The following is a 20,066-nucleotide window of genomic DNA, read 5'->3' as shown; positions in this document are numbered from 1 at the left end:
CCGCGGCCAAAGGACCACGCGCGGCGCGCTGTCAGGGGCGCCGCTGCATGGTCACTCTCTCCCGGCCCGCGCCAGGGACACATCACGTGTTCTCGGGATTATCGGAAGTGTGGTGTTCCAGCACGGCTCGTGTCAGTTCCACCCGGTTGTTGACGGCGAACTTGGCGAAGCACTGGCGCAGATGGCTGTCGACGGTGTGCGGGGAGAGGAAGAGCCGCTTGGCGACCTCGCGGTTGGTCAGTCCCTGGGCGACGAGCATGCCCACGCGGCGTTCGGACTCGGTCAGCGACTCCCAGCCGGGAACGGGGACCTGCGGCTGGTTTCCGCCGGTGCGCGCCGGCTGCTCCTTGAGCCGGCCGCGGACCCTGCGGGCGAGGAGGCTTGCGCCGGCCTTCTCGTAGAGGCACAGCGCCTGCCGCAGCCGGGTCGTCGCCTGCTGACCGGCTCCGGCGGCCCGCGCCAGCAGACCGCTGTCCTCCAAGGCCGAGGCCAGCGCGAGCGGCCGGGCCGCCAACCGCTGCTCCTGGTGGGCCAGTTCCACCAGCCGGACGTCGTCCCGCAGTACGCCCTCCGCGTGCATGGCGGCGCCCTGCAGCGAGCGCACGGCCGGGTGCCGGCCGGTCAGGTCCCGCATCACCGCCACCACCGTCGCCGCCTGTTCCCGGGCTCCGGCGCAGCGGGCGATACGGACCAGTGCCGCTGCGGCCTCCGGCTCGCGGCCCAGCAGCCGGGGGCGGGTCGGCAGCGTTCCGTAGAGCGGGCGCAGGGTGCAGAAGGCGCCCGGGGTGTCGCCCTCCGCGTGCTGGAGCAGGCCGCGTCGCCACAGCAGGTCCTCGGGGGCCGAGTCCATGGTGTCGAACGGGCCGAGCGCGGCGCAGCGCAGGTGGTAGCGGGCGGTCGGCACATCGTCGCGCAGCAGGGCGAGATGGCTGAGCAGCGCGAGCGTGGTGGAGCCGACCGGGCTGTGCGGCTCCGCGCAGGCGACGGCGGCCTCGGCGGCCTGCTCCGCCTCGAACAGCCGGCCGGCGGCGAACCGCACCAGGGCGCGCTGGAGGTCCCACATCGGCCGCAGCCAGGTGTCTCCCTTGCGCCGGGCCTGCTGCTCCCCGAGCCGCACCATGGTTTCGGCCTCGGCCAGTTCGTCGTACGCGGCGAGCGCTGCCGCCATCATCAGATGGGGGTAGTGGTGGGCCGTCTCCCGGCCGCCGAGGTGTGCGAGGTGCATGGCCTCGCAGGCCCGCGTCACCGCCTGGTCGAGGTCGCCCGTGTTCAGCGCGCACCGGCTGAGGGTCATGTCGGCGACCAGCCGGGTCAGCAGGTCGGCGCTCTCCTCGCCCGCCCGCAGCGCCCGGCGGCCCGTCTCGACGGCGGCGTCCGGCTGCATGTCGCACAGGTGGGCGACGCTGCGGGCTGCCAGCAGCCTGGCCCGCTGGGCGGGAGAGTGCACGGACTCGCCGAGGAAGCCGACGGCCTGGCCGGTCAGTCCGTCGTTCCGGCCGGTGTAGAGCCAGGCCGAGGCGACGGCCAGCAGGGTGCGCACCTGGACGGCGCTGTCCGCGGCATTGGTTCCTGCCCCGCGCAGCACGCCGGCCACCAGGGCGCGGGCCTCCTCATGGTGCCCCGCGGTGGCCAGCAGCCGCACCGAGTCGGTGACCCCGCGCGGTGAGTTGCTGGTGCGCTCGATGAAGGCGAACAGCCGGCCGGAGGTGTCCTCGCCGGGTCTGCTGCCGAGCGAGATGTGCCGGGCGACCTCGTCGGCGGCGGCCCCGTCGTGCTGGAGCAGGTTGGCGGCCTCCCGGTGCAGTGCCATCCGGGTGGCGCCGGGCAGGTTCTCGTAGACCGCGTCGCGGACCAGCGGGTAGCGGAAGTCGACGCCCTGCTCCCGTTCGACGAGCACGCCGTCGCGCAGTGCCTCGTGCGCTGCGTCGGCCACCTGGAGCGCCGGCCGGTCGAGCAGCGCGCTGGCCTCGTGCAGGGTGGCGGGGCGGTCGAAGACGGCGAGCGCCGTCACCAGCAGCCGGGCGTCCTCGGACAGGTCGTTCAGCCGCAGCGCGACGGTGTCCAGGACGCGGCGCGGCAGTTCGTCGCTGCGCAGTCCCGCACGTTGGGAGCGTACGCGCACCAGGCCGTCCTCCGTCAGCGCGTCGAGCAGCAGCTTCACCAGTCCGGGCGCGCCCCCGGTGCGGTGGACGAGCTCGGCGAGCCGGGGCTCCATGGTGGTGGCGCCGAACGCCGTGGTGCCCATCTCGTCCATGGCCGCCATATCCAGCGGGCCGAGGCTCAGCCGGGTGGCGTGCCGGGCGGCGACCTCCTCCAGCACCGTGCCGGCCGCGCTGATCCGGCCACCGGTTCTGCGGGCCAGCAGCCACAGCACGGGCAGCTGGCCGGTGCGCCGCAGCAGCGCGGCCAGCAGCAGGGCCCGCGCTTCCGGGAGCCGTTCGGTGTTGTCCAGTGCGACGGCGAACGGGTCGCCGCAGGCGCTCAGTCGGCGGAGCCGCTCGTCCGGGTCGCGCTCCGCGATCACCTCGTCGCCCCGTATGAGACGCAGCCCCAATTGGGCGGCCTCGGACCGGACGGTATGCAGCAGGTGGGTCTTGCCGATACCCTCTGGCCCCTCGATCGTCACGCAGCCGCCGGTGCCGCTTCGTAACTTCTCCAGCATGCCGCGCAGCACGCCCCGTTCTTCGTGGCGGCCCGCCGTGGGCGCTTCGCGCGGCACTGTCAGTCCGGTCAAGGACACGTCCCATCTCCCTCGGAATGACGACGGTGCCTGCCTCGATGGACGTCGACGTACCGCCGCTGGGGGCGGCACCGTGCCGGGACGCGTGGGCACCGCGGCCCGGCACGCCGTACGTCGGCGGTAGGGAGGCTTGCCAAAGGTCACTTGTCGTGGACCGCACAGCAGGACCGGGGACTCCTGATGCGCTGCGAGTCGGCACAGTCGTGGTCGAATCAGTGGTCGAATCGATCGGCTGATTCCTGTGACGCTGTCGGCCACCGACAGCACGGCAGCGGTGTCCGCTGATCCACCCCCCGTGGACTTCCGCTCTCACTCAAGCTCTTGGCACAGTCGAGCAGTTGGTGCCCTTCAGCTCTGCAACGTGCCCGAGCTTTTCTGCGCTTCTCAAGTCGTACGCGAGCGTGGCGCTCAGAGCCATGCATACAGGAATTCCGGGGCGGAAGACAGCACTCCCTTTCGGCCCGCGGGGCCTCGCAGACGGCCCTCACGAACGGCCCCCGCGGGCGGTCTCGCACGCGGCCCGGCCGCTCCTGCGCCGCCTCGCATATCCCGCGTTCGCGTGAGGTGATCGCGGCCCCCTCCGTACCAGGCTGGCGGTGGCTGACACAGCCGTGCTTCGCCGATCGCCGGTGCCCGTAGCGGTTCCGGCCCGTCCAAGGAGGCTGCCGGTGCACCGACGTGCCCTGCTCACGGGAACGGCCGCCCTTGTGGCCACGGGCGCCGCCACCCCGGCCGTGGCCCGTACCGCGCAGGAAACGCCGGGGGAAACGCAGCCCCGGCACCGCCCGGTGGCCCGCACCTCGGCGGGTGCGGTGCGGGGCACGGACGAGGACGGGATCGCCGTTTTCCGGGGCGTGCCCTACGCCCGGCCGCCGCTGGGGCGGCTGCGTTTCGCACCGCCCGCACCGCCGCTGCCGTGGACCGGGATACGCGAGACGGTGGAGTTCTCCCGGCCCTTCCTCTCGCCCGGTGCGCGCGACGGTACCGAGGACGCGCTCTACGCCAACGTGTGGACGCCCGACCTCACGGGCAGCAGCCCCGTTCTCATCTATGTGCACGGCGGCGCCTGGCTGTACAACACCGCAAGCAACCCGACGTACGACGGAAGCGGCCCCGCGCGGCGCGGCGGACTCGTCGTTGTGACCTTCAACTACCGGCTGGGCTGCTTCGGCTGGGGACTCCACGAGGGCTTCGGCACCGGCGACGCGGCGGCCAACTGGGGGCTCCAGGACCAGGCGGCGCTGCTGCGCTGGGTGCACGAGAACGCCCGGGCCTTCGGCGGGGACTCGGACAACATCACGCTGTGCGGCACCTCGGCCGGCGGCTCCAGCGTGTGGCAGCTCGCCCTGCTCCCGCGGACGCGCCCGCTGGTCCGCCGTATCGTCCCGATCAGCGCAGCGCATGTGTGGACCCCGGCCGGCGCCCTGACCTCGCGCGACGCGCGCAGCACGTACGAGAGCACGGCGCACCGGTTGGACAGCACGGTGGCCGGGCTGCGCCGGCTTCCCTCGCTGGAGGTGATGGACGCCTGGGAAGGCCACTTCGCGGGCGCTGTGGACACCCGCGAGGTGGGCAGCGGCCGGATGTTCCGCGGCCCGGTCGTCGACGGCCGCTGGATGCGCGGCTACGACCACGAGCTGCCGACGCCGGCGCTGCCGGCCATGGTGATCAACACCCGTACGGAAGGCTCGTTCTACACGGATGCGACCGCGCCCGCACCACGCACCGAGGCCGAACTGCGGCGTATGACACGGGAGTACCTGCTGGTGGGCGCGCGCGAGGTGCCCGACGCGCTGCTGGACGGCGCACTCGACGCCTACCGGGCCGCCGCCCGCGCCGACGGACTGCCCGACGACCCGCTCTCGCTCTACACCGAGATCCACGGCGACGGACTGTTCCGCTACCAGATCCTGCGGCTGGCGCAGCGCCGCGCCCGCGAGAGCGGACTGCCGCAGTACCACATGGACTTCGCCCACCCCGTGCTGCCACCGCGGCACGGAACGCCGCACGAGGCGACCTCCCCGTTCCTCTTCGGCACCTACGGCATTCCGCAGAACGCACCGGTGTACGGGGACGGCCCGCTGGAGCGCCGGATCTCGCACACCTTCATCGACCTGGTGGCCTCCTTCGCCCGCACGGGAGTGCCGCGCAGCCCGAACGCCCCCCGGTGGCCCGTCTTCGCGGCCCGTGCTCCGCACTCCCTGGTGCTGGGCGGCGAGCGGGTGGCGCACGTGGCGGCCACGCCCAAGCTGCGCCAGCTCACGTTCTGGGACCGGGCGGGCTGGGTGCCCAGGCCCTGACGCGGCTTCGCGTCCTTCCCGATTCCTCCCTTGGACCCACCTGTCCCCGACCCCGGCCACAGGCCGACAGGAAGGAAGACCATGTCCGACGCACAGCAGGAGCGCTATCTGGTGATGGGTGCCACCGGCGCCCAGGGCGGCGCGGTGCTCAGGCAGTTGACCGCCCAAGGCCGCACCGTGGTGGGGATCGCCCGGGGCGCGGCCGAGGCGGGCACGATGCCGGATGCCGCGACCGCGCACCCGGTCGACCTCGCGGACCGCGACGCGCTGTGCCGCGCGTTCGACGGGGTGACGCGGGTGGCCGCGAGCCTCCCGCTGGTCTACGACGAGGATGTGGCCGCTGCGTACGCCGAGAACATCGCGTACGCGGCAGAGACGGCCGGGGTACGCCGGATGGTGTTCAACACCAACCTGCCGGTACCGCCGGAGCCGACCGGCTACCCGGCGTTCGAGACCCGGCGGATCGCGGAGGAGACGCTGCGGGCTGCCGATGTGCCGGTCACGGTGCTGCGCCCGCCGCTCTACCTGGACAACCTGTTCGGTCCCGGACACGCCCCCGCGCTGGTCAACGACGGCGTGCTGGCCTTCCCGCTGCCCACCACGCTGCCGGTCAGCTGGATGTCGCTGGACGACATGGCCGCGGCCACGGTGGCGGCCCTGGAGGGCGCCGACGAGCTGGTCGGCTCCGCGCTGCGGATCGGCGGCCCGGAAGCCGTCACGGGGCCGCGGCTCGCGGCGCTCTTCGAGGACGTGCTGGGCCGGGATGTGACCTTCCACCCGATGGCTCCCGGCGACTTCGAGGCCGCGGTCAGCGCGGTGCTCGGTCCGCAGCTCGGCGCCGGCATCGCGGGCGGCTACCACTGGGCGTGCGCCTCGGCCGGAGCCGACGCCTTCACCGCCGACGCCGCGGCCACCGAGAAGCACCTGGGCATCCGGCTGACCCCGCTGCGCCAGTGGATCGCAGCGCAGCCGTGGAGCCGGTGGGCCGCGCCCGCCGCGGCGAACGAGGAGGACGCGCAGTGGAACTGAGGACGTTGGGCCGCACCGGTATGCAGGTCAGCCCGCTGTGTCTGGGCACGATGATGTTCGGCGTCTGGGGCAATCCCGACGTCGAGGAGTCGGTCGGCGTGATCGAGGCGGCGCTGGACGCCGGGATCAACTTCGTGGACACCGCCGATGTCTACTCCTGGGGCGGCTCGGAGGAGATCGTCGGAAAGGCGCTGGCGCGCCGCAGGGACGAGATCGTGCTCGCCACCAAGTTCCACTTCCCGATGGGCGACGGGCCGCACCGGTCGGGCAACTCCCGGCGGTGGATCACCCGCGCGGTGGAGGAGAGCCTGCGCCGGCTGGGCACCGACCGGATCGACCTGTACCAGGTGCACCGGCCCGACCCGGAGACAGATCCGGAGGAGACCCTCTCCGCGCTGACCGACCTGGTCGCCGCGGGCAAGGTGTGCGCGGTCGGCACCACCACCTTCCCGGCCGAGGAGATCGTCGAGGCGCAGTGGGTCTCCGAGCGCCGCGGACTGGTCAGGTTCCGTACCGAGCAGGCACCGTACTCGCTGCTCAACAGGGCTGCGGAGGCAGCCACGTTCCCCACCTGCATCCGGCACGGCCTCGGGGTGACGACGTGGAGCCCGCTCAGCGAGGGCTGGCTGACCGGCAAGTACCAGGGCGAGATCGATCTGAGCCGGGGCCGGCAGGCCGCGCACCGGGCCAACTTCGACCTGGAACTGACCGCGAACCGGCGCAAACAGGCCACCGTGGGCCGGCTGGCCAAGCTCGCCTCGGACGCCGGACTGACGCTGATGCAGCTGGCCCTCGGCTTCGTACGCAACCACCCGGCGGTGACCTCGGTACTGATCGGGCCACGCACCCGCGAGCAGCTGGACGGCCTGCTGGCGGCGGCCGACACGGTGCTGGACGCCGACCTGCTCGACCGTATCGACGACTGCGTACCACCCGGCACGGTGCTCAACCCCGCCGACGCGCACTACACGCCCGAGGCGCTGGCCGACCCGGCGCTGCGGCGCAGGAACGGCGTCGGCACCCCTGCGGCCCCCTCCTGGGAGCGCCGCGGGCCCTCGGCCCCGCCGAACGCGTGAGGCCCATCCGTCGCAACTGCTGAGAGGAAACGACACGTGGAAAGCACGGACAGCACGGACACCCTGACCGACATCAGCGAGGAGGTACGCGGCGCGATCGCCGAGGGGCGCCCCGTCGTCGCGCTGGAGTCCTCCCTCATCGCCCACGGGCCCGGCTACCCGGCCAGCGTGGAGATCGCGCTCGCGCTGGAGAAGGCCGTACGGGACGCGGGCGCGGTGCCCGCCACCCTGGGCATCGCCGACGGCAGGTTCGTCGTCGGCATGGACGAGGAGATGATCGAGAGGTTCGGGCAGAGCAAGGGCACCCCGAAGGTGAGCGGCCGGGACATCGGCCGGGTCATGGCGGGCGGCGGCCTCGGCGCGACCACCGTCGCCTCCACCATCGTGGGCGCCGAGCGCGCCGGGATCCCGGTGTTCTCCACGGCGGGCATCGGCGGTGTGCACCGCGGGGCCCAGGAGACCTTCGACATCTCCGCCGACCTCCAGCAGTTCACCCGCAGCCGGATGACGGTGGTGTGCGCAGGCGCCAAGTCGATCCTGGACCTCCAGCTGACGGCCGAGGTGCTGGAGACCGCCGGTGTCCCGGTGCTCGGCTACCGCACCGACTCCCTGCCCGCGTTCTACGTACGCGAGTCGGACGTCCCGGTGCCGCGGGTGGACGACCTGGCGCAGGCCGCGCGTTCGGTGCTGCTGCACTGGGAGGTCAACAAGGGCGGCTCGGTGCTGCTGACCGCGCCCATCGACGAGCAGGACGCACTGGACGGTGCGGAGATCGAGCGGGTCATCCAGCAGGCACTCGACGAGGCCGACCGCGCCGGCGTGGTCGGCAACGCGGTCAGCCCGTTCCTGATGCGGGCCGTCGGCGAGGCCACCGCGGGCCGCTCGGGTGCCGCGACGCGCTCGGTGCTGATCAGCAATGCGCGGCTCGCCGGCGAGTTCGCCGTCGCGCTGTCCGCCGTGCGGGAGGAGAGCTGAGATGGCCGTCTCCACCGGTCCCGTACGACGGGGCGTGATCTTCGATCTGGACGGTACGCTCGCCGACACCGCGCCTGCCATCACCTCGGTCACCGCCAAGATCCTGAGCGCGATGGGGCGTTCGCCCGTCGAGGCGGAGATCCGCGCGACGGTGGGCAAGCCGCTGGACCAGAATTTCGCCATGCTGCTCGGCGTCGATCCCGGCCACCAGGACGTCGGACAGGCCATGGCCGAGTACCGCCGGCTGTTCGGCGAGCACGTACGCACGGAGGGGCCCAGGCTGCTCTTCCCCGGCGTCGCCTCCGGGCTGCTCCAGCTGCGGGAGGCCGGCAGGAAGCTGGGCATCGCCACCTCCAAGGTGCACGCCGCGGCCGTCAAGACCGTCGAACTGACCGCGATCGCCGAGCAGTTCGACGCCATCGCCGGGCACGACAGTGTGCCGCGCGGCAAGCCGCATCCGGACATGGCGCTGAAGGTCGCCGAGGAACTCGGCCTCGCACCCCAGGAGTGCGTCGTGGTGGGCGATGCGACCGGCGACATCGAGATGGGCGCCGCCGCCGGGATGGCCACCATCGGTGTCGGCTACGGGGTCGCCGAAGCGGCGGAGCTCACGGCGGCCGGTGCCGATACCGTCGTCGACTCCTTCGACGCGGTGGTCACGGCGGTGCTGACCGGTGTTCCCGTCGGGGCCTGAGCAGCGGAACGGGCGCCGGGGCAGCGCTGCCCCGGCGCCCGGCCGTGTCCGGAAGACCGCAGACGTCCAGCGAAGGAGAACGCCATGACAGCCCAGGACACCGCCGACAGCCGAGCACTGCTGGTACGGATGACGTACGGCTATATGACCTCGCAGATGATCCGTACCGCGGTGGAGCTGCGCATCCCCGAACTGCTGCGCGAGGGCCCGCGCGGCAGCGCCGAACTGGCCTCGCTGACCGGCACCCATCCGCCGTCGCTGCACCGGCTGCTGCGGGCACTGGTGACGTTCGGCGTACTGACCGAGCCGGAGCCGGGCACCTTCGGCACCACCCCCATCGGAGCGCTGCTGGACACCTCGGCGCCCGGCCATCTCGTCGATATCGCCGCGCTGTTCTGCGGGGAGGAGTTCTGGCACTCCTGGTCGCAGCTGACCCACAGCATCACCACCGGCGAGGCGGCTTTCGACACCCTGCACGGCACCGACTTCTACTCCTACATCGCCCAGCACCCGGAATTCGCGCAGACCTTCCGTTCCGCGATGGCCGCGAACGCCGCCTTCGAGGCGCCGTTCATCGTCGCCGGACACGACTTCTCGCCGTACCGCACCCTGGTCGATGTCGGAGGCGGCGACGGGACGCTGCTGGCGGCGATCCTGGAGCGCTGCCCCGGCCAGCAGGGCATCGTGCTGGAGACGCCCGCCATGGCCGGGCAGGCCCGCGAGCGGCTGGCCGAGGCGGAGCTGGCCGCCCGCTGCGAGGTGGTGGCGGGCGACTTCTTCGACAAGGTGCCCGAGGACGGGGACGGCTATCTCCTCAAGAGCGTCCTGCACAACTGGGACGACGCTCGGGCGATCGACCTGCTCCGCAGCTGCCGTGCCGCGATGGACACCTCGGACACCCTGCTGGTGCTGGAGCCGGTACTCCCCGACACCGCCCGCGAGTCGGTCTGTGTGGAGACCGCGTTCAGCGACCTCAACATGCTGGTGCTGACGGCAGGCGGCTTCGAGCGGACCGAGGCGCAACTGCGGCACATCTTCGCGGAGGCCGGTTTCGAGCTGGCCGGGATCTCCCCGACGATCGAGGCCACGGACTTCCGCGTGGTACGGGGACGGCCGGTGCCGCGATGAGAACCTCGCAGACCTTGGCGCGCCCGGCTGCCGCCGGTACCGGGCCGCCGCGGGGGCGCCGCCCGGGACTGGTCGTCCACAAGTACGGGGGCAGCTCGCTGGCCACACCCGAGCTGATCCGGCACGCCGCCGGGCGGGTCGGCGCGGCGCAGGCCCGGGGCGAGCGCGTCGTCCTGGTCGTCTCCGCGCAGGGCGACACCACGGACGAACTGCTCGCCCGGGCTCGGCACTTCACGCCCGCCGGGGCAGCTCCTGGTACGAACCTGCGCGAGGCCGACCAGTTGCTGGCCACCGGGGAGCTCGCCTCGGCGGCCCTGATGGCGATGGCGCTGCACACGGGCGGCACCCGCGCCCTGTCGCTGACCGGCGGCCAGGCAGGCGTCAGGGCACTGGGGCGGCACGGCTCCGGACTGATCGACCGACTGGCGCCGGGCCGCATCCTGGGGCTGCTGGACGCCGGTGTCGTTCCGGTCGTCGCCGGCTTCCAGGGCGTCAACTCCAGCGGTGACACGGTGACCCTGGGCCGCGGCGGCTCGGACACCACCGCGGTCGCGCTGGCCGTCGGCCTGGGAGCCGAGCGCTGTGAGATCTACACGGATGTCGCAGGAGTCTTCAGCGCCGATCCACGAGTGGTCGCAGCGCCCCGGCTGCTGCCGCACATACCCGTCGACGTGATGGCCGAAATGGCGTTCACCGGCGCCCGAGTGCTGCACTCCCGCGCCGTGGAACTGGCCGCCCTGCATCAGATGCCCACCCATGTGCTGAGCTCCGCCACGGAAGGACCAGGAACAGTGATCACCGGTATGTACGAGACGGCGCTGGAGACCGCGCCGGCCGTCACCGCCGTCACCCATGACACGGACGTGGCCCGGGTGCTGGTGCGCTGCGCGGGCGCCGGGCGGGACATCGCCCCCGACGTCCTCCGGATACTCGCCGAGCATGCGCTGCCCGTCGACCTCGTGGCCCGGTCCGGGCCGCAGGAGGAGGAGTTCCGGATGGGCTTCTCCACCCGGCGCGGCGAACTGCGCGGCGCGCGGCCCGCGCTGGAGCGGCTGGTGGGTACGTTCGGTGGCTTTCTACGGGTCGACGAGGAGGTCGGCAAGGTCACTGTCGTGGGCACCGGGCTGCTCAACCGTCCCGAGTGCACGGCCCGGATGCTCAGCACCCTTGCGGAGGCCGGCATCCCCACCACCTGGATCCTCACCACCCAGATGCGGGCCTCGGCGCTCGTTCCTGCCGAGCGCCTCGCGGAGGCGGTGCGCGTCCTCCACGCGGCGTTCGCCCTGGACGCCGAACGCGTTGGCGGCTAGGGCTTGTCCGGCGCCTCTTGCTGCGGCCTTCCTTTGTGCCGATGAGGGGGTGCCCTGCCGGTCGCTTGCGGGCTGCGGCTTGCGTTGTGGCTGGTGGGGGCACCTCCCGGCCGGAGGCTGGGGGAGCAGTTCCCCGCGCCCCTGACGGGGCGCCTTCCCCTGTGTTGCGAAGCTTGGGCAGTCTGCGCCCTGGGGGTACCCCCTGCTCGAAGAGCTTGGGGGAGCAGGGTGGGCAAGCGCACCCCCCAATGCCGGGTACGCCCTCACCGCCGCAGCGGCGTTCAGCTGCAGCGGCAAGGGGCCGACGGTGGCTCAGCCCGAACGTTCGGCTGAGCCCTCAGGGGCGCCGCCGCGAGGGAGAAGAGACGTCAGCGCGGTGACAACGATCAGCAGCCCGACGTCCCACCACAGGGTGCGCTGCATGGCGTTGGTGTAGGTATGGGCGCGAGCCTCATCCGCCGCGTCGGCCAGCGCCCGGCCGGCCTCGGCGCGGGCCGGGCGCGGAACGTCCGCCAGCGCCGCGGGGCAGCCCCGCGGCGCCCCCGCCCCCTCCTGATCGGCCATCTGCCGCTCATGGCAGGCCGTAAAGGCGCCGACGACCCGATCCTGTGCGGTACCGGTGACGGCCGCGGCACGCAGATCGCGGCGGAGTTCGCCGACCACCGCGTCGGAGCCGGGGCCCGCCTGCGAGCCGACGGCGCCGAAGAACAGCACCCCGATGACGGCGACGCCGACCACTCCGCCCGCCTGCATCACCGCGTTGAAGACTCCGGAGGCCGCTCCCGAGTCGGAGCCGGGCACTTCGAGCAGGCTGACGTTGGTCGCCTGCGCCATCACCAGGCCCATGCCCAGGCCGCCGACGAGCAGCGAGGGGATCAGATACCAGCCGCTGAGGTCGGTGCCGGCCAGCTCGATGGTGCCGATCAGCAGCAGCAGCCCGACGACCATACCGACGGCGCCCAGGGTGACCACGATCCGCTTCGGCGCGGTGCCCGCGTTGCTGATGAAGATGGCGGCGAGAGTGACGCCGATCGGCCAGGCCAGGCTCGCGGCACCGGCGGCCAGCGGTGAGTAACCGAGTCCGCGCTGGAGGTAGAGCGTCATGATGAGGAAGAAGCCGATGATCGCGGTGAGGAAGCTGAGCATCACCACGAGCCCGGCGTTGAAGCCACGCAGCCGGAACAGTGAGGGCGGCACCAGCGGCGAACCGTCCGCCGCCTGCTTGCGGCGCTGCCACACGACGAAGAGTCCGATCACCGGAAGCGCGGCGACCATCAGACCCCAGCCCCAGCCGGGCCAGCCCAACTCCCGGCCTTGGAGCAGCGGATAGAGGACGGCAAGCAGCGCACCGGTGATCAGGAGGACACCCAGCGGGTCCAGCCGTAGCGGCTTCTCGCTCCGGCTCTCCGGCAGCAGCCGCATCGCCATGACGAAGGCGCAGATCCCGACGGGCAGGTTGACCAGGAAGATGGGCCGCCAGTCGAGCCCGAACAGATCGGCCTTGAGCAGCAGCCCGCCGAGGATGGGACCGCTCACATTGGCGGTTCCCGCGATCATTCCGTAGAGGACGAAGGCTCCGCCGCGTTTGGCGGGCGGAATGGTGGCCGCGATGATCGAGAGCACCTGAGGCACCATCATGGCCGCCATGGCGCCCTGCGCGACGCGTCCGGTGATCAGCATCCCGGGCGAGACCGCCGTACCGCATAACACGGAGGCCGCGGTGAAGCCCGCCATGCCCAGCAAGAACAGCCGCCGGCGGCCGAAGATGTCACCGAGCCTGCCGCCGGTGATGAGCATGAGGGCGAAGGGGAGGGTGTAGCCGATGAGCGACCACTGGATGGCCGAGTTGGTCGCTCCCAGGTCGCGCTGGATGGCGGGGATGGCGACGTTGACGATGTTCGCGTCCAGGACGTCGACGAAGACGGCGATGAGGACGACGGCGAGGACGCCGCGCGAACTCCCGCCACGGGGCGGTGCTTCCGGCGGTCCGGTGGCCGTCGTTGCTTCACTGCTCATGCTGCTGGTCCCTTCGAGGCGGATCAGTGTTAAGTTGGTTACCTTAGCTTCTAAGATATTTACGACGTGAGGGAAGTGCAACCGCATTGGGCAACACACACGCACACTCAGGAGGCCCGCGCCGCCAGGAGCTGACGCGGGCGATCTACCAAGAGGCCCGCACGGTGGCCACCCGCCAGGCACTGGCCGACCAGGCCGTCGCGGCGCGGCTCGGCATCGGCAGCACGGACCTGCTCTGCCTCGGCGTGCTCGACCACGCGGGCCCGCTCACCGCAGGCCGGCTCGCCGAACTCACCGGGCTGACCACGGGCGCCGTCACCGGCGTCGTCGACCGGCTGGAGCAGGCCGGGTTCGCCCGCCGCAGCAAGGACCCGGCCGACCGGCGCAAGGTGATCATCCACCCCGAGAGCGCCCAGCGGGAGCGGACCGGCGCGCTCTACTCGCCCGTCCTCGACGCCCTCGACGCCTGGTGCCGGACCCACTCCGAGGACGAACTGGCAACGGTGCTGGACTATCTGCGCTCCTTCAGCGAAGCGCTGCCCGAACTGACCGAGCGCCTGCGCGCCCAAAAATGACCGCCAGGTTGTGGGCAACGCGGGGCCCATGCCATGGAGTGGCGTGATTGCGTGACGGGATCACGGGATGTGCCGGGGCGATGGGCCCGGCAGGGTGATCGGCATGGGAAAACGGCATGCTTCGGCCGAACGGCCCGTCCCCGTCCTGATCGTCGGGGCCGGCCCGGTCGGCTCGACTCTCGCACTGGAGCTGGCGCACCACGGCGTCGCCGGCCTCCTCGTCGAACGGCACGGCGCACCGTCGCCGCATCCGAAGATGGACTTCGTCAACGGCCGGAGCATGGAGCTGTTCCGGCGTCTGGGCGTGGCCGACGAGATCCGCGCCGGCGGCGTACCCGCCGGGCACTCGTTCAACTTCCAGTGGTTCCGCAGCTTTGCCGAGCCGCCGGTCGACGAGTGGACACACCCCTCCGTCGACGAGGCGTTCGCGCACATCGCGCGGACCAACGACGGCACCGCACCACTGGAGCCGTACCAGCGGCTCCCGGGCAACGTCCTGGAGGAGCTGCTGCGCCGCCGGGCCGGTGAGCAGCCGCTGGTCGAGCTGCGCACCAGCACCGCCTTCCGGGAGCTGACCCGGCTGCCGGACGGCACCCTGACGGCGACGCTCACCGACATGGCCACGGGCGAGGAGTACCAGGTCCAGGCCCAGTACGTGGTCGGCTGCGACGGCGCGGGCAGCGCGGTGAGGCGCGGCACCGGCATCGCCATGCCCACCGTCGGCCCGGAGACCGATCACTGCGATGTCTACTTCCGCAGCACGGACCCGCGGCTGCGCCCGTACGGCAGATACTTCCTGGGGATCTCGGCGGGCGGCGCGACGCTGGTCTCACGGGACGAGAAGGACACCTGGACCGCCTTCTTCCCGGAGCTGGACGACACCGACTTCGAACGCGACCCCATCGGGGTGCTCAGCCGTCGGCTGGGCACCGACATCACCGTCGAGGAGGTCCTGAAGGTCACCCGGTGGCGGGGCCGGATGCGGGTGGCGGAGCGCTACCGCGAGGGCCGTGTCTTCCTCGCGGGCGATGCGGCGCACGAGTTCTACCCGATGGGGGGACACGGGGCGAACACCGGGCTGGGTGACGCGGTCGACCTGGGCTGGAAGCTGGCGGGGGTGCTGCGCGGCTGGGGCGGTCCCGCGCTGCTGGAGTCGTACGAGGCCGAACGGCGGCCGGTCGCGCTGTTCAACCGCGAGATGTGCTTCAACCTGCTGGAGGTCTGGCAGCGCTTCCCGCAGCTGGCGGCAGCAGGCGCACCGCCCAGTCATCTGGCGGGCTATCTCGCCCAGGAGCGCTACCAGATCGAGAACACCGGCATCCACTTCGGCTACCGCTACAGCTCCTCGCCCCTCGTCCTGGCCGAGCAGACGGACACCGGCGAAGCGCCGCCCACCTGGCGGTGGACCGGCATCACCCCCTCGACCTGGCCCGGTTCCCGGGCGCCCAGCGTGCGGCTGCCGGACGGCACACCGCTGCTCGACCGGCTCTCCCGGGGGTTCACGCTGGTCGACTTCTCCGGGAAGGAGCTCGGCCGGGACGCGGCCAGGGCCGCCGACAAGCGGGGCATCCCGCTGGACGTACTGGCCGTGGACGACCCACACACGCGGGGGGTGTGGGAACGGTCCCTGGTCCTGGTCCGTCCCGACCAGCACATCGCCTGGCGCGGCGAGACGCCGCCCGCCGACTGGAGCGAGGTCCTCGATCCGGTCAGCGGCAACATGACCGAAGGGCGGCGGCCGTGACGCCGGTCGGCCCGCCCTTCGCGATGTCACCTGCCAGAGCGGTGACGTCCGTCATGACGGCGGGCCAACTCCCCGGCGGGGGCGTGGCGTTCGACTTCCGGGTCCGGCTTCGGCCGGGAGCCGAGGCCGCCGCCGCGCTGCTGGCCACCATGGACGCGCACGGTATCCGGCGGGCCCTGGCGACGGCGGGCGGTACGGCGCCGCTGGAGCGGATCGCCCGGCAGTTCCTGGAAGGCGGCGGGGTGACGGACGACGCCGGCAACAGCGCGCTGCTCGACACCTGCGAGGCCCACCCCGACCGGCTGGTCCCCTGCTACTTCGCCAACCCGCACAACCCGCGCGCCTACGCCGAGCAGGCCGCGCGGTACGCCGCCATGGAGGTCTCGCCCGCGGTGCACGGCGTACCGCTGGCGGATCCGCGCACCGCGGAGCTGGTGGAGACCGCGGGCCGGGCAGGGCACAGCGTCTACACCGTCTGTCTGCCGCTGCCCGGCTCCGGCGTCGCCGAACTCGTCGAGCTCGCCGCCGCGTTCCCCGCGGTGACGTTCGTCCTGGGCCACTGCGGCATCGGGAACATCGACGTGTACGGCATCGAGCTGGTGCGCGAGAGCCCCAATGTGCTGGTCGAGACGTCCGGGGGCTACACCGTCACGCTCCGTGCGGCGCTGGAGCGGCTCGGCGGCGACCGCGTGCTGTTCGGCTCGGAGCATCCCTTGCAGGACCCCGGCGTGGAGCTGGCCAAGTTCGCCGCGCTCGGCCTCGACGCCACCACCGTGGCCCGGGTCGTCCGGGAGAACGCGCACCGCATACTCGGACTCGGAAGGGACCTGCTATGAACGCGCACCTGCCGCAACTGGGAGACTGGACGAGCGCCGAGGAGCTGCTGGCCGGGCAGGAGAAGCAGCTCGCCCTCAGCCTCTCCTGGGCGGCCCGCTCCCCCTTCTACGCCAAGCGCTTCGGCTCCGGGCCGGCCCCGGCAGGCACCGACCTGGCCGGGCTGGAACTGACCAGCAAGCAGGACCTGCGCGACAACTACCCGTTCGGCCTGCTGGCGGTGGAACGCGAACGGCTGGCCACCTACCACGAGTCCAGCGGTACGGCGGGGCAGCCCACCCCCTCCTACTACACCGCCGAGGACTGGCAGGACCTGGCCGAACGCTTCGCCCGCAAGCACGTGGGGCTGACCCCTGCCGACACGCTGCTGGTCAGAACCCCCTACGCACTGCTGCTGACCGGCCATCTCGCGCACGCCGCGGCCCGGTTGAACGGCGCCACGGTGGTGCCCGGCGACAACCGGTCACTGGCGACGCCCTGTTCGCGCATCGTGCGGGCCCTGCACGATCTGGAGGTCACCCTCACCTGGTCGATGCCGACCGAGTGCCTGCTGTGGGCCGCCGGTGCGCGGGCCGCGGGATACGAGCCGGGGCGTGACTTCCCGGCCCTGCGTGCGCTGTTCGTCGGCGGCGAGCCGCTCACTCCCGCGCGCCGCAGCAGGATCGGCCGGCTGTGGGGCGTGCCCGTCGTCGAGGAGTACGGATCCACCGAGACCGGGACCCTCGCCGGTGAGTGCCCGGCGGGACGGCTGCATCTGTGGGCGGACCGGGCCCGCTTCGAGGTGTACGACCCGGCGACCGGCCGGTGCGCACCGGAGGGATCCGGCCAGCTGGTGGTGACCACCCTCTACCGGGAGGCCATGCCGCTGGTCCGCTACAACCTGGAGGACACCGTCGAGGTGTCGTACGAGGAGTGCCCCTGCGGCTGGCAGCTGCCGACCGTCACGGTGCTGGGCCGCTCCGCCTTCGGGTACCCGGTGGGTGGGCGCACGGTGACCCAGCACCGGCTGGAGGAGCTGGTCTTCGGGCTGCCGGACGAGGACGAGGTGCTCTTCTGGCGGGCCCGCGCCGAGCCCGACGTGCTGCGCGTGGAAATCGAGGCCGCTGCGGACCGCGCCGAGGGGGCTGCGGACCGGCTGGACCGGGCCATCGGCGACCGGTTGGGGGTGCCCGCCCGGGTGACGGCGCTGCCGCCCGGGGGGCTGCTGCCCACCGAGCTGCTGCGGGCGATGCCCGATGTGGTCAAGCCCCGCGGCCTGTTCGGACCGGACGAGGACTGGGACAAGGCGCTGTTGTACCAGTGAGCCGCGTCAGCCGGCCGAGTCTGCGCCCCCCTCGGCGAGGGGGGCGTAGTGCTCGATGAACAGCTTGCCGACCAGCTCGCCACGGCTGGTGACGCCCACCTTCTCGAACGCCGCCTTGATGTGGTCGCGCACCGTGTGCGGCGAGAGGTACAGCCGGCGGGCGATGGCCTCGGTCGACATACCGCGGGCGACGCACCGGGTCACCTCCAGCTCCCGTACGGACATCTCGTAGGCGCCGGCCACCAGCGGCATGATCTCGCCCAGCCCGGCCGGTTCGATGACGACGGCGAAGGACTGCAGCGTTCCGTCCGCAGAACGCAGGCACGAGGCATGGCAGATCAGCCATTGTCCCGCGGTGGTGCGCAGCCGGATCCTGGCCTCGCCGCGCCCCCCGGCCCGCGCCAGGGCCCGGGCCTGCATGGCGGTGCTGTGGATCCAGACCGGGATGCGGTAGCCGAGCCCGGAGGGGGTGGTGGGCACGTCCGGGAGGTCGTTGAGGTAGCCCAGCGCCGCCTCGTTGACGGAGACGAGCGAGCCGGCGGTGTCGAAGAGCAGCAGTCCGGGCTGGTCGGCACGGTGCGCGTCGGGCCGGTCCAGCGGCAGGTGGAACGCGCGCAGCCGGCGGGCCAGCGGGGTGACGAGCGAGCCGACGAAGCGGCTGTCCGCAGCGGTGAAGGGCGCCCGGTCCCGCTCGCGGAACAGGCTGACGTAGCCGTGCGTCGTACTGCCGACCCGCAGCACGGCACGCAACTCGTCCTGCATCCCGCGTGGGCGCAGGAAGTCGTGGTAGAGCGCGCTGCGGGTCGGCCGGCCCTGCGCGGACTCCCACAGCCCGGAGACGGGCTGTGGGGCGCGGGCCAGGTCGCGGAAGAGGTTGATCTGTTCGTCGAGGAGTTCACACTCCCAGTAGGCGGCGCACTCGGCATCGCCGATGTTCTCCGCGTGCACCGGCGCGGTCATCATCCCGTTCACCGGGTCGGTGACCCGCCACACCCCCGCATCGTGCGGTACCAGCCTTTGCAGCTTCGCCGCCGCGAGGGCGAACAACTCCGCCGCATCCGCTGCGCGGGCCACGCCGCTGAGTAACCCCTCCCTCTCGCGGGCCGACCTACGCGCCACGGTGACCTCCTTCACTCGGCGGATCTTGCGAACCCGGCATCGGGGGCAGCGCCCCGTCAGGGGCGCGGGGAACTGCGCGACCAGCCACAACCCACCCGCAGTCCGCGGGATCGGGCAAGGGGCACCCCCTTACCGGCAACCTCCGGTCGCTCCCTCAAAACGTAGCCGCGTCGATGACGAAGCGGTACCTGACATCGCCGCCCTCCATCCGCGCGAGGGCCTCATTCACGCGGGCGGCATCAATGAGTTCGACCTCGGCGCCGATCCCGGCGGCCCCGCAGAAGTCGAGGGCCTCCTGGGTCTCGCGGAGCCCGCCGATCATGGAACCGGCGACCGCCTTTCTGCCGTACACCAGTGAGAACGGCGCCACGGAGGCCGGTGCGTCGGCGATACCCAGATGCACCAGCACACCGTCGACGGCCAGCAGCGACAGATACGCGTCCTGGTCGACGCGGGCAGGCGCGGTGTTGAGGATGAGGTCGTAGGAGCCGGTCAGCGGGGTGAAGTCCTCCGGGCCGCACAGCACATGGAAGTGCTCGGCGCCCAGCCGGCGCGCGTCCGCCTCCTTGCGGGGGCTGCCGCTCAGCAGCGTCACCTGTGCATCCATCGCCCGTGCCAGCCGGACCCCCAGATGCCCGAGCCCGCCCATGCCGACGACGGCGACCCGGGTGCCCCGCCGCACCCCCCAGCGGCGCAGCGGCGCATACATGGTCACCCCGGCGCACAGCAGCGGCGCGGCCCGGTGCAGCGGCAGCTCGGCGGGGAGGCGCAGCACATGGCGCTCGTCGACGACGATATGGGTGCTGTAGCCCCCGTACGTCGGCCGGCCGTCGGCGCCGACGGCGTTGTACGTGGAGGTCATACGCCGGCAGAACTGCTCGGCGCCCGCGGCACAGTTGGCGCAGCTGCCGCAGGACTCGACGTAGCAGCCGACGCCGACCCGGTCGCCCACGGCGTGCCGGGTCACGCCGTCGCCGACCGCGGCGACCACGCCCGCTATCTCGTGCCCGGGGACCATGGGGTAGATGCCCTGGCCCCAGTCGCCGCGCACCTGATCGAGGTCGGTGTGACAAATACCGCTGTAGCGGATCTCGATGAGCACATCGTGCGCGCCGGGCGGGCGCCGGGTGATGACGGTCGGTTCCAGCGGCGCTCCCGCCTTCGGCGCCATGTAGGCGGAGACCCGGTCGAGCCGGGTGGTGAGGGATGGCATTGCGCGTCTC

Annotated in this window: 15 protein-coding genes; 11 read left to right on the top strand and 4 right to left on the bottom strand. The window is 72.4% G+C overall.

Annotated elements, in window-relative coordinates:
• Positions 1 to 82 precede the first annotated feature (82 nt).
• A complete protein-coding gene (locus tag ACTWP9_RS04320; protein WP_443244600.1) occupies positions 83 to 2,740 on the bottom strand; it encodes a LuxR C-terminal-related transcriptional regulator in 2,658 nt (885 codons plus the stop codon).
• A gap of 668 nt (positions 2,741 to 3,408) precedes the next feature.
• On the opposite strand from ACTWP9_RS04320, the gene ACTWP9_RS04315 reads away from it, so the two are divergent.
• The 7 genes from ACTWP9_RS04315 (at position 3,409) to ACTWP9_RS04285 (ending at position 11,252) form a co-directional block, all read left to right on the top strand.
• Entirely contained in the window at positions 3,409 to 5,040 is a 1,632-nt protein-coding gene (locus ACTWP9_RS04315; protein WP_443244599.1) for a carboxylesterase family protein, read from the top strand.
• 81 nt (positions 5,041 to 5,121) lie between these two features.
• Positions 5,122 to 6,069: an SDR family oxidoreductase gene (locus ACTWP9_RS04310; RefSeq protein WP_443244598.1), complete on the top strand. Its 948-nt coding sequence runs from the start codon at positions 5,122 to 5,124 to the stop codon at positions 6,067 to 6,069.
• Positions 6,060 to 7,145, top strand: coding sequence for an aldo/keto reductase (locus ACTWP9_RS04305; protein ID WP_443244597.1), 1,086 nt, complete (start codon positions 6,060 to 6,062; stop codon positions 7,143 to 7,145). The genes ACTWP9_RS04310 and ACTWP9_RS04305 overlap by 10 nt, the downstream gene beginning before the upstream one ends.
• 36 nt (positions 7,146 to 7,181) lie before the next feature.
• Positions 7,182 to 8,120, top strand: a complete 939-nt coding sequence (locus ACTWP9_RS04300) for a pseudouridine-5'-phosphate glycosidase (protein ID WP_443244596.1) — start codon at positions 7,182 to 7,184, stop codon at positions 8,118 to 8,120.
• Between the two features lies 1 nt (position 8,121).
• On the top strand, positions 8,122 to 8,814 hold the full coding sequence (locus ACTWP9_RS04295; RefSeq protein WP_443244595.1) for an HAD family hydrolase: 693 nt from the start codon (positions 8,122 to 8,124) through the stop codon (positions 8,812 to 8,814).
• Positions 8,815 to 8,898: 84 nt separating this feature from the next.
• Positions 8,899 to 9,942 (top strand): methyltransferase, encoded by a 1,044-nt coding sequence (locus tag ACTWP9_RS04290; RefSeq protein WP_443244594.1) that lies wholly within the window; start codon positions 8,899 to 8,901, stop codon positions 9,940 to 9,942.
• Positions 9,939 to 11,252, top strand: coding sequence for an aspartate kinase (locus ACTWP9_RS04285; RefSeq protein WP_443244593.1), 1,314 nt, complete (start codon positions 9,939 to 9,941; stop codon positions 11,250 to 11,252). The genes ACTWP9_RS04290 and ACTWP9_RS04285 overlap by 4 nt, the downstream gene beginning before the upstream one ends.
• 312 nt (positions 11,253 to 11,564) lie before the next feature.
• On the opposite strand, the gene ACTWP9_RS04280 is transcribed toward ACTWP9_RS04285, so the two are convergent.
• Complete coding sequence (locus ACTWP9_RS04280; protein WP_443244592.1) at positions 11,565 to 13,268, bottom strand: MFS transporter; 1,704 nt, start codon at positions 13,266 to 13,268, stop codon at positions 11,565 to 11,567.
• 86 nt (positions 13,269 to 13,354) lie between these two features.
• On the opposite strand from ACTWP9_RS04280, the gene ACTWP9_RS04275 reads away from it, so the two are divergent.
• From ACTWP9_RS04275 to ACTWP9_RS04260, 4 genes are all read left to right on the top strand, one after another.
• Positions 13,355 to 13,843, top strand: coding sequence for a MarR family winged helix-turn-helix transcriptional regulator (locus ACTWP9_RS04275; protein ID WP_443244591.1), 489 nt, complete (start codon positions 13,355 to 13,357; stop codon positions 13,841 to 13,843).
• Positions 13,844 to 13,946: 103 nt separating this feature from the next.
• The gene (locus ACTWP9_RS04270) at positions 13,947 to 15,587 is read left to right on the top strand and encodes an FAD-dependent monooxygenase (RefSeq protein WP_443244590.1); all 1,641 of its coding nucleotides are present in this window, start codon (positions 13,947 to 13,949) and stop codon (positions 15,585 to 15,587) included.
• 23 nt (positions 15,588 to 15,610) lie between these two features.
• On the top strand, positions 15,611 to 16,423 hold the full coding sequence (locus ACTWP9_RS04265) for an amidohydrolase family protein (RefSeq protein ID WP_443244589.1): 813 nt from the start codon (positions 15,611 to 15,613) through the stop codon (positions 16,421 to 16,423).
• On the top strand, positions 16,420 to 17,724 hold the full coding sequence (locus ACTWP9_RS04260) for a phenylacetate--CoA ligase family protein (protein ID WP_443244588.1): 1,305 nt from the start codon (positions 16,420 to 16,422) through the stop codon (positions 17,722 to 17,724). The genes ACTWP9_RS04265 and ACTWP9_RS04260 overlap by 4 nt, the downstream gene beginning before the upstream one ends.
• A gap of 6 nt (positions 17,725 to 17,730) precedes the next feature.
• Here ACTWP9_RS04260 and ACTWP9_RS04255 read toward each other — a convergent pair whose 3' ends face one another.
• Complete coding sequence (locus ACTWP9_RS04255) at positions 17,731 to 18,843, bottom strand: helix-turn-helix transcriptional regulator (RefSeq protein ID WP_443244587.1); 1,113 nt, start codon at positions 18,841 to 18,843, stop codon at positions 17,731 to 17,733.
• A gap of 154 nt (positions 18,844 to 18,997) precedes the next feature.
• Positions 18,998 to 20,056 carry an NAD(P)-dependent alcohol dehydrogenase gene (locus ACTWP9_RS04250; protein ID WP_443244586.1) on the bottom strand — a complete coding sequence of 353 codons (1,059 nt, stop codon included), beginning with the start codon at positions 20,054 to 20,056 and terminating at the stop codon, positions 18,998 to 19,000.
• Positions 20,057 to 20,066 lie beyond the last annotated feature (10 nt).

Source organism: Streptomyces sp. 3N207 (genome assembly GCF_052246355.1).
GTDB lineage: Bacteria > Actinomycetota > Actinomycetes > Streptomycetales > Streptomycetaceae > Streptomyces.
This window is presented reverse-complemented; position numbering and strand designations above follow the sequence as displayed.

What these genes read in the sequence shown, in the direction of transcription:
- ACTWP9_RS04310 (WP_443244598.1), top strand. Translation starts at nt 5,122, where the DNA reads ATGTCCGACGCACAGCAGGAGCGCTATCTGGTGATGGGTGCCACCGGC.
- ACTWP9_RS04295 (WP_443244595.1), top strand. Translation starts at nt 8,122, where the DNA reads ATGGCCGTCTCCACCGGTCCCGTACGACGGGGCGTGATCTTCGATCTG.
- ACTWP9_RS04290 (WP_443244594.1), top strand. Translation starts at nt 8,899, where the DNA reads ATGACAGCCCAGGACACCGCCGACAGCCGAGCACTGCTGGTACGGATG.
- ACTWP9_RS04285 (WP_443244593.1), top strand. Translation starts at nt 9,939, where the DNA reads ATGAGAACCTCGCAGACCTTGGCGCGCCCGGCTGCCGCCGGTACCGGG.
- ACTWP9_RS04280 (WP_443244592.1), bottom strand. Translation starts at nt 13,268, where the DNA reads ATGAGCAGTGAAGCAACGACGGCCACCGGACCGCCGGAAGCACCGCCC.
- ACTWP9_RS04270 (WP_443244590.1), top strand. Translation starts at nt 13,947, where the DNA reads ATGGGAAAACGGCATGCTTCGGCCGAACGGCCCGTCCCCGTCCTGATC.
- ACTWP9_RS04265 (WP_443244589.1), top strand. Translation starts at nt 15,611, where the DNA reads ATGTCACCTGCCAGAGCGGTGACGTCCGTCATGACGGCGGGCCAACTC.
- ACTWP9_RS04260 (WP_443244588.1), top strand. Translation starts at nt 16,420, where the DNA reads ATGAACGCGCACCTGCCGCAACTGGGAGACTGGACGAGCGCCGAGGAG.
- ACTWP9_RS04250 (WP_443244586.1), bottom strand. Translation starts at nt 20,056, where the DNA reads ATGCCATCCCTCACCACCCGGCTCGACCGGGTCTCCGCCTACATGGCG.